Source organism: Enterobacter sp. J49, from assembly GCF_002148625.1.
Classification (GTDB): Bacteria; Pseudomonadota; Gammaproteobacteria; order Enterobacterales; family Enterobacteriaceae; genus Enterobacter; species Enterobacter ludwigii.
On sequence record NZ_MWPY01000028.1, the window covers coordinates 326,490 to 333,250 of the forward strand.

The following is a 6,761-nucleotide window of genomic DNA, read 5'->3' on the forward strand; positions in this document are numbered from 1 at the left end:
AACGTTAACCTTTGATGGCTTTCACCAGGTAATCAAGAATGTCGCCAGTCTTGATCATCTGCTTTTCACCACTGCGACGGTATTTGTATTCAATGTCGTCGCTGTCGAGGTTACGGTCGCCGATGACTACGGTGTGCGGGATACCGATCAGTTCCATATCGGCAAACATCACGCCTGGACGCTCTTTACGGTCATCCATCAGCACTTCGATACCCTGAGCGCGCAGCTCGGAGTAAAGTTTTTCGGCCAGCTCCTGCACGCGGTAAGACTTGTGCATGTTCATTGGCAGAATAGCCACCTGGAACGGGGCGATATTGTCTGGCCAGACGATGCCACGTTCGTCGTAGTTCTGTTCAATGGCTGCTGCAACCACACGCGTCACACCGATACCGTAGCAACCCATGGTCAGGATCTGGTTGCGGCCATCTTCCCCCTGAACGGCGGCATTCAGCGCGCGGGAATATTTATCCCCCAGTTGGAAGATGTGGCCCACTTCGATACCGCGTTTGATCATCAGGGTGCCCTGGCCGTCCGGGCTTGGATCGCCTGCCACCACGTTACGGATATCAGCCACTTCCGGCGTCGCGACATCGCGATCCCAGTTGATACCGAAGTAATGTTTACCGTCGATGTTAGCGCCAGCGGCGAAGTCGCTCATTGCGGCTACCGTACGGTCAATAACCACCGGAACCGGCATATTCACCGGGCCCAGAGAGCCAGGACCTGCGTTCACGACGGCACGGATTTCCGCTTCCGTTGCGAACGTCAGCGGGCTGGCAACCTGAGGCAGCTTCTCAGCTTTCACTTCATTTAGTTCGTGATCGCCACGCACCAGCAGGGCAACCAGCGGGTACGCGCTACCTTCGGTGGATTTCACCAGCAGGGTTTTTACCGTTTTTTCGACGGGCAGGTTGAACTGCTCAACCAGCTCGGCAATGGTTTTTGCGTGAGGTGTATCAACCAGCGTCATCTCTTCCGTTGCAGCAGCACGTGGCGCTTTAGGGGCCAGCGCTTCTGCAAACTCGATGTTCGCAGCGTAATCAGAAGAGTCAGAGAAGATCACATCGTCTTCACCGCTCTGAGCCAGAACCTGGAACTCATGAGACGCGCTTCCGCCGATAGAACCGGTATCAGCCTGCACAGCACGGAAATCCAGACCCATACGGGAGAAGATTTTGCTGTAAGCCTCGTACATTTTGTCGTAGGTCTCTTGCAGCGATTCCTGAGACGTATGGAAAGAGTAAGCATCTTTCATCAGGAATTCGCGTGAGCGCATGACGCCGAAACGTGGGCGAACTTCATCACGGAACTTGGTCTGGATCTGGAAGAAGTTTAGCGGCAGCTGTTTGTAAGAGCTCAGCTCATTACGAATCAGGTCGGTAATGACTTCTTCATGCGTTGGGCCGAGGACGAATGGACGCTCGCCACGATCAACGAAACGCAGCAGCTCAGGGCCATATTGCTCCCAACGGCCGCTCTCCTGCCACAGGTCAGCGGGCTGAACCACAGGCATGGACACCTCGATAGCACCGGCGTTGTTCATCTCTTCACGCACGATGTTTTCGACTTTTTTCAGGACGCGCACGCCGGTCGGCAGCCAGGTATATAACCCGGAGGCCAGCTTGCGGATCATCCCGGCGCGCAGCATCAGCTGATGGCTGATCACTTCGGCGTCGGCAGGCGTCTCCTTCAGAGTGGAGAGCAGATATTGGCTAGTACGCATGTTGTTACGGTTCCATTTCGACGATTGGAACAGGCTGAAACACCAGCCTGAGACAAAAAAAGTGGTTTAGTTTACCAGTGTGGCAAAGATGCCAAAAGAGAGGAGGACAAAATTACCTGGGTTCAAGGGCAAACACTTCAAAACCTGCCCCGGTCACGCGCCAGCGAACGTTAAAATCCAGCAGCCAGACGGCGTAGGTTTTCCCGGCGTCCTCTTCTTTACGATAGGCCGGACGGGGGTCCTGAGCCAGCACTTCGGTGATAAAGTCACGAAGGCGGGGATAGCGTGTTTCCAACTGCTCAAGCTGCGTGGTTATCTCAGCCGTGAAGTGAACAGGCATATCTGCCTGCGGTGCTTCCTGGGCATAGCTTGCGCGGGCGTCGGGTAACGCTTCGGCAAAGGGGAGATACGGCTTGATATCGATAACCGGCGTGCCATCAACCAGGTCAAGGCTGCCTAACTCCAGTATGACCTGATCCTTTTGACAGCGTATACCTTTCAGTTCGACCAGCGACATCCCGACAGGGTTTGGACGGAAGGTTGAGCGCGTCGCAAACACCCCCATCCTGGCGTTGCCTCCCAGGCGAGGAGGGCGTACGGTCGGACGCCAGCCACCTTCCATCGTCTGGTGAAACACAAACACAACCCATAAGTGGCTGAATGCTTCGAGCCCGCGTACGGCATCGGCCTGATTGTAGGGCGCGATCAAGTGAAGCTCGCCACCGCTGGTGACCAGACCTGGCTGGCGTGGCACGGCGAACTTCTCTTTATAGGGAGAGCGAATAACGCCTATCTGTTCGAACTGAAATGAACTCATTTCGCCGTAATGTTCAGCGCCGAGCCGATGCAAACCGCCTGACGGTAGCAACCCGGTGTTCCACTGGTCACTTCGCAGCTATGCAGCAGAACCGCGTTGGCTTTCATTTTTGCCGCGTTGATCTGCATGCGTTTACGCGCTGTTGGGATATTCGGTGGAGAGTCCTGATTGGTAGCCTGACAGGATTCGCCGCTTACTTCACCCAGTTCACGGAAAGGTTTACCCACGAGTTCGTCAGCTTTGGTAATAATGCGAACCGGCGCAGGGCGAGGCGCTTTCGGTTTTACGGGTTCTGCTTTTGGCGGGGTTGCCGTGCTTTGGACAGGTTCAACAGGAGATCTGCTTAGCATAGAACAGCCGCTCAGCATGAGTGCTAAAAGACAGATCGGTAAAGCACGCATAATAATTCCTCAATGGATAATCAAAACGTCAGATATTGAATCAGTTGACTGCACAAATGACAAGACGGGCATAAGCCCGTCTTGATGATATTACACTGAGGTGAGATTACCAGCCCTTAACAGCGCCGCCGTTAAACACTTTGTTGGCTTCCTGGTAAACTTCGTCAGACTGATAAGCCTGTACGAACTTCTTCACGTTTTCCGCATCTTTGTTGTCTTCGCGAGTCACGATCAGGTTTACATACGGGGAGTCTTTGTCTTCAACGAAGATACCGTCTTTCGCTGGCGTCAGGCCAATCTGGCTGGCGTACGTGGTGTTGATAACGGCCAGGGCAATCTGCGCGTCGTCGAGAGAACGTGGCAGCTGTGGGGCTTCCAGCTCAACAATTTTCAGATTTTTCGGATTCTCGGTGACATCCAGAACGGTTGGCAGCAGGCCAACACCGTCTTTCAGTTTAATCAGGCCCACTTTCTGCAGCAGCAGCAGGGAACGGCCAAGGTTGGTTGGGTCGTTAGGGACGGCAACCTGAGAGCCTGGCTGCAGTTCGTCCAGAGATTTAATTTTCTTGGAGTAACCGGCAATAGGGTAAACAAAGGTGTTACCCACACCCACCAGTTTATAGCCGCGATCCTTGATCTGCTGATCCAGGTAAGGTTTGTGCTGGAAGGCGTTGGCGTCGATATCGCCTTTGCTCAGCGCTTCGTTCGGCAGAACGTAATCGTTAAAGGTCACCAGCTCAACGTCCAGACCATACTTCTCTTTCGCGACTTTCTGCGCGACTTCAGCAACCTGCTGTTCTGCACCCACGATAACGCCCACTTTGATGTGGTTTGGATCTTTTTCGTCCTGACCGCAACCCACCAGTGCCAGAGAGCCGATCAGCGCGCCTACCGCTGCAAAGGTCTTTAATTTAAACGCCATGTTATATCCTTAACTCGTCGAGTTTGTGTTGTGTGTAACGTTATTTGTGAGTAACAGTCCGGACGATGCGATCGCCAGAGAACTGGATTAAGTAAACCAGCACAACCAGCAATACCAGAACGGTATTCATTACGGTAGCGTTATAACCAATATAGCCGTACTGGTAGCCAATCTGGCCTAAACCGCCGGCGCCAACGGCACCGCCCATCGCGGAATAACCCACCAGAGTAATCAACGTAATGGTTGCCGCGTTAACCAGCCCTGGCAGCGCTTCAGGCAGCAGGACTTTACGCACGATCTGCATTGGCGTTGCCCCCATCGCGCGGGAAGCCTCGATCAAACCGGTCGGGATTTCCAGCAGGGCGTTTTCCACCATACGGGCGATAAACGGCGCAGCTCCCACGGTCAGCGGAACGATAGCTGCCTGCAAACCGATAGACGTTCCCACGATCACACGGGTAAATGGAATCATCCACACCAGCAGAATAATGAACGGGATAGAACGGAAGATATTCACCAGTGCAGACAGGGTGCGATACAGCTTCGCGTTCTCAATGATTTGTCCCGGGCGCGTCACATACAGCAGCACGCCGACCGGCAGACCAATCACAAAACCAAAGAAGCCTGATACAAAGGTCATTGCCAGCGTTTCCCAAACGCCGCGAACCAGCAGCCACATCATCGGCTCAGACATAACCCAGTACCTCTACTTTTACGTGATGTTCTTGCAGCCAGGCAATTGCCGCCTGGGTTTCTGCTTGTGTGCCGTGCATTTCCGTCAGCATGATGCCGAACTTCACGCCACCGGCGTAATCCATTTGCGCGCTGATGATGTTGTTATTCACATTAAAGCGGCGCGCGGTTTCGGACAGCAGCGGTGCATCGACGGACTGGCCAGTGAACTCCATACGCAGCATCGGGACGCTGTCAGCGGTCGATTCTGTTTTTAAACGCTCCAGATAATCTTCCGGAATATCCAGGTGCAGCGTGGACTGAATAAACTGTTGTGCCAGTGGTGTTTTCGGATGGGAAAACACTTCGCTGACCGTGTCTTGCTCAATCAACTCACCGTTGCTGATTACCGCGACGCAATCACAGATGCGTTTCACCACGTCCATTTCATGTGTAATAAGGAGAATGGTCAGGCCGAGGCGACGGTTGATGTCCTTCAGCAGCTCCAGAATGGAACGCGTAGTGGCGGGATCTAATGCGCTGGTGGCTTCATCGCACAGCAGCACTTTCGGGTTGCTTGCCAGCGCGCGGGCAATGGCCACACGCTGCTTTTGTCCGCCGGACAGGTTTGCCGGGTAGCTATCGTGTTTATCACCTAGGCCGACGAGATCCAGCAGTTCGGTTACGCGACGCTTAACTTCTTCTTTTGGCGTGTTGTCCAGTTCCAGCGGTAAGGCAACGTTGCCAAACACCGTACGGGAGGCCAGCAGGTTAAAGTGCTGGAAGATCATGCCAATCTGGCGGCGTGCTTTCGTCAGTTCTTTCTCTGAAAGGGCGGTCAGTTCCTGCCCGCCTACTTCTACACGACCCTGGGTTGGGCGCTCAAGCAGGTTAACACAACGGATCAGCGTACTTTTACCTGCACCCGATGCGCCAATGACGCCATAAATTTGACCAGCAGGAACATGCAGGCTGACATTGTTCAGCGCCTGAATGGTTCGGTTCCCCTGCTGGAACACTTTGGTGATATTGGAAAGTTTAATCATTAGATTATTTTTATCGTATGTAAGTTAGCCGTGGCATTTTCTTCTGCCAGATACGGGTGATGACCGTAAACAAAACGGATGTTAAGGCATCCAGACGTCTAAATCAATCCAACTCTGTACGATGAGCACTTTATTGCGCTGCGATTCATGAGATACTAGCTGTACATGCCTTTTTCAGGAGCAAACCGGTGGCAAAATCAGTACCCGCAATTTTTCTCGATCGTGATGGCACTATTAATGTGGATCACGGTTATGTCCACGAGATTGATGAGTTCGAGTTTATCGAGGGCGTTATCGATGCCATGCGCCAGCTGAAAGAGATGGGCTATGCGCTGGTGGTCGTGACCAACCAGTCCGGTATCGCACGTGGAAAATTCACCGAGGCGCAATTCGAGACGCTGACGGAATGGATGGACTGGTCGCTGGCTGACCGCGGTGTCGAACTTGATGGCATTTACTATTGCCCGCACCACCCGCAGGGAACTGTAGAAGAGTTTCGCCAGACGTGTGATTGCCGCAAGCCGCATCCGGGAATGTTTATCTCTGCGCAGGAATTCCTGCATATCGATATGGCTGCTTCTTATATGGTGGGCGATAAACTGGAAGATATGCAGGCAGCAACCGCCGCATGTGTGGGGACTAAAATACTTGTGCGCACCGGCAAACCTGTGACCCCTGAAGCAGAGAGTGCCGCGGATTGGGTGATTAATAGCCTGGCAGAGCTGCCAAAAGAGATTAAAAAGCACCAAAAATAGCCTTTTTGGTGAAAAGGTGAGCGGTCGAAATAAAAATGCATATTTCCGCTTGTCATTCCTCGGTGGCACCCTATAATGCGCCTCCATCGACACGGCAGATGTGAATCACTTCACAGTTAACCCGGTCGGTTGAAGAGAAAAAATCCTGAACTTCAGGGTTGACTCTGAAAGAGGAAAGCGTAATATACGCCACCTCGCGACGGTGAGCTGTAAGCCGCGTCGCAACTGCTCTTTAACAATTTATCAGACAATCTGTGTGGGCACTCAAAGTGACATGGATTCTTAACGTCCTCGGACGAAAAATGAATACCAAGTCTCTGAGTGAACATACGTAATTCATTACGAAGTTTAATTCACGAGCATCAAACTTAAATTGAAGAGTTTGATCATGGCTCAGATTGAACGCTGGCGGCAGGCCTAACACA

General features: G+C 52.8%; 7 protein-coding genes. 1 reads left to right on the plus strand and 6 read right to left on the minus strand.

Annotated elements, in window-relative coordinates:
* Positions 1-4: 4 nt before the first annotated feature.
* From proS to metN, 6 genes are all read right to left on the minus strand, one after another.
* Positions 5-1,723, minus strand: coding sequence for a proline--tRNA ligase (proS, locus tag BJP35_RS08815; protein WP_014168725.1), 1,719 nt, complete (start codon positions 1,721-1,723; stop codon positions 5-7).
* Positions 1,724-1,835: 112 nt separating this feature from the next.
* Positions 1,836-2,540: a tRNA (N6-threonylcarbamoyladenosine(37)-N6)-methyltransferase TrmO gene (gene tsaA, locus BJP35_RS08820; RefSeq protein ID WP_047743467.1), complete on the minus strand. Its 705-nt coding sequence runs from the start codon at positions 2,538-2,540 to the stop codon at positions 1,836-1,838.
* On the minus strand, positions 2,537-2,941 hold the full coding sequence (gene rcsF / locus BJP35_RS08825) for an Rcs stress response system protein RcsF (protein WP_014168727.1): 405 nt from the start codon (positions 2,939-2,941) through the stop codon (positions 2,537-2,539). Before rcsF ends, tsaA begins: the two co-directional genes overlap by 4 nt.
* Before the next feature lie 106 nt (positions 2,942-3,047).
* On the minus strand, positions 3,048-3,863 hold the full coding sequence (gene metQ / locus BJP35_RS08830; RefSeq protein WP_014168729.1) for a methionine ABC transporter substrate-binding lipoprotein MetQ: 816 nt from the start codon (positions 3,861-3,863) through the stop codon (positions 3,048-3,050).
* A 40-nt stretch (positions 3,864-3,903) separates the two neighbouring features.
* On the minus strand, positions 3,904-4,557 hold the full coding sequence (locus BJP35_RS08835; RefSeq protein WP_014168730.1) for a methionine ABC transporter permease MetI: 654 nt from the start codon (positions 4,555-4,557) through the stop codon (positions 3,904-3,906).
* A complete protein-coding gene (gene metN, locus BJP35_RS08840; RefSeq protein ID WP_014168731.1) occupies positions 4,550-5,581 on the minus strand; it encodes a methionine ABC transporter ATP-binding protein MetN in 1,032 nt (343 codons plus the stop codon). Before metN ends, BJP35_RS08835 begins: the two co-directional genes overlap by 8 nt.
* 188 nt (positions 5,582-5,769) lie before the next feature.
* Between metN and gmhB the strand changes: the two genes are divergently transcribed.
* Positions 5,770-6,336, plus strand: coding sequence for a D-glycero-beta-D-manno-heptose 1,7-bisphosphate 7-phosphatase (gene gmhB, locus BJP35_RS08845; RefSeq protein WP_086463037.1), 567 nt, complete (start codon positions 5,770-5,772; stop codon positions 6,334-6,336).
* The last annotated feature ends 425 nt before the right edge of the window (positions 6,337-6,761 follow it).

Coding starts and splice junctions, on each gene's coding strand:
- BJP35_RS08835 (WP_014168730.1), bottom strand. CDS start 4,557: ATGTCTGAGCCGATGATGTGGCTGCTGGTTCGCGGCGTTTGGGAAACG.
- metQ (WP_014168729.1), bottom strand. CDS start 3,863: ATGGCGTTTAAATTAAAGACCTTTGCAGCGGTAGGCGCGCTGATCGGC.
- metN (WP_014168731.1), bottom strand. CDS start 5,581: ATGATTAAACTTTCCAATATCACCAAAGTGTTCCAGCAGGGGAACCGA.
- rcsF (WP_014168727.1), bottom strand. CDS start 2,941: ATGCGTGCTTTACCGATCTGTCTTTTAGCACTCATGCTGAGCGGCTGT.
- proS (WP_014168725.1), bottom strand. CDS start 1,723: ATGCGTACTAGCCAATATCTGCTCTCCACTCTGAAGGAGACGCCTGCC.
- tsaA (WP_047743467.1), bottom strand. CDS start 2,540: ATGAGTTCATTTCAGTTCGAACAGATAGGCGTTATTCGCTCTCCCTAT.